A 1,322-nucleotide genomic window follows, 5' to 3' on the forward strand; every position below is an offset into this window, starting at 1 on the left:
TTGAATCACTTTAGAAGTGAATAACAGTGACTTCATGAGCGCATCCCCTTAACGAGTACACCCGACACATGAGAGGCCGCCTGACACACGTCCTCACGTCCCAAATGCGCATACTTTAGCGTCGTTTCCGCTTCAGCATGCCCCAAAAGACGACTCAACACGATCACGTTCACCTTCGACTGAATGGCAATACTGGCGTAGGTGTGACGTAAATCATGCAAGCGCACGCCTTCCAATCCTGCCAACTGGCGAGCCTGTCGCCAGAATATACCCAACTGATTGGTGGATATGGGTTGAGTGTTACAAGGGGCTGGAAACAGGTAAGGACTCTCTGATTGCCATGCATCAAGATAAGCTCTGACTTGTGAGCAAAGGTAAACCGTTTTCGCCCCCGTTTTACTGTCTAGTAAATGCCAGTGACCACCTCGGTACTCTTTCCATTGTAAGGTTCTCACTTCCGATGAGCGGCAACCTGTGTATATCAACAGACGTATTATCATGACCTTAGCCGGGTTATCGCCCTCTAACGTGTCTAACACTCGCCAGAGTTGACGCAATTCGTTTTTACTAAGATAGCGTTCTACCCCTCCTTCTTTATAACGCTTGAAACCACGGCAAGGATTGGTATTTTTAGGACGATATTCCCACATTTCACATTGCTGCATCATAACCGACAGCAACACTAACGCTTGGTTGGCTGAGCCTTTCACATGGCTTAACTGGGCAAACCACTGCTCAACATCATTTCGAACAATGGATTGTACTTCCCTATCTCCAAGATAAGGGGCGATCTGAAGACGAAAGGCACTTTCGTTCTTTATCAAAGTGCGAGATTTCCAATGACGAGGATAACGCTTAAAAAACTCTTGGCCGAACGCCTTCAGCGTTATGGAGGGCAATATTTCCTTTTTCGGACTGCGTACCTGCTGAACAAGCCGCAAGGCTTCTCGTCTTGCTTGACGTAATGAGTAATCTAACGTGCAACCTAGCTTATGATTTTGCCTCAATCCGTTGTGCTGAAAACGAACGAAAAACACGCACCTCCCTGACGGATAGACTCGTAAATACAACGTAGACACCTTGGAATCATAGTATTCTTTTGTGGTCGAAGTCGGTTTAACGCGCTCGACAAATCGCTGAGTAAGAGATATTTTTTCCATTTCAAGCTCCTGTTTACAGGGGCACTTTTGAACCGTAGAACGCTGTCAAACATGCCATAACACTAAAAAACAAAAACTCAATACTGATAAATTTCAATAATTTACAACAGACAACCACCCATAATCGCCAGATTATGACGTGGTGTGTGGTCACCAACTCAA

1 protein-coding gene and 1 pseudogene are annotated in these 1,322 nt (G+C 45.6%); both read right to left on the minus strand.

Annotated features, from left to right (window positions below):
* Positions 1–32: 32 nt before the first annotated feature.
* Positions 33–899: a site-specific integrase gene (locus AB4496_RS21455; RefSeq protein ID WP_240798344.1), complete on the minus strand. Its 867-nt coding sequence runs from the start codon at positions 897–899 to the stop codon at positions 33–35.
* A gap of 30 nt (positions 900–929) precedes the next feature.
* A pseudogene (locus tag AB4496_RS21460) lies at positions 930–1,160 on the minus strand (Arm DNA-binding domain-containing protein); the annotation flags it as partial.
* Positions 1,161–1,322: the final 162 nt, after the last annotated feature.

Origin of the sequence: Vibrio sp. 10N.222.46.A1 (assembly GCF_041473595.1) — a bacterium.
GTDB classification, from domain to species: domain Bacteria; phylum Pseudomonadota; class Gammaproteobacteria; order Enterobacterales; family Vibrionaceae; genus Vibrio; species Vibrio tasmaniensis_A.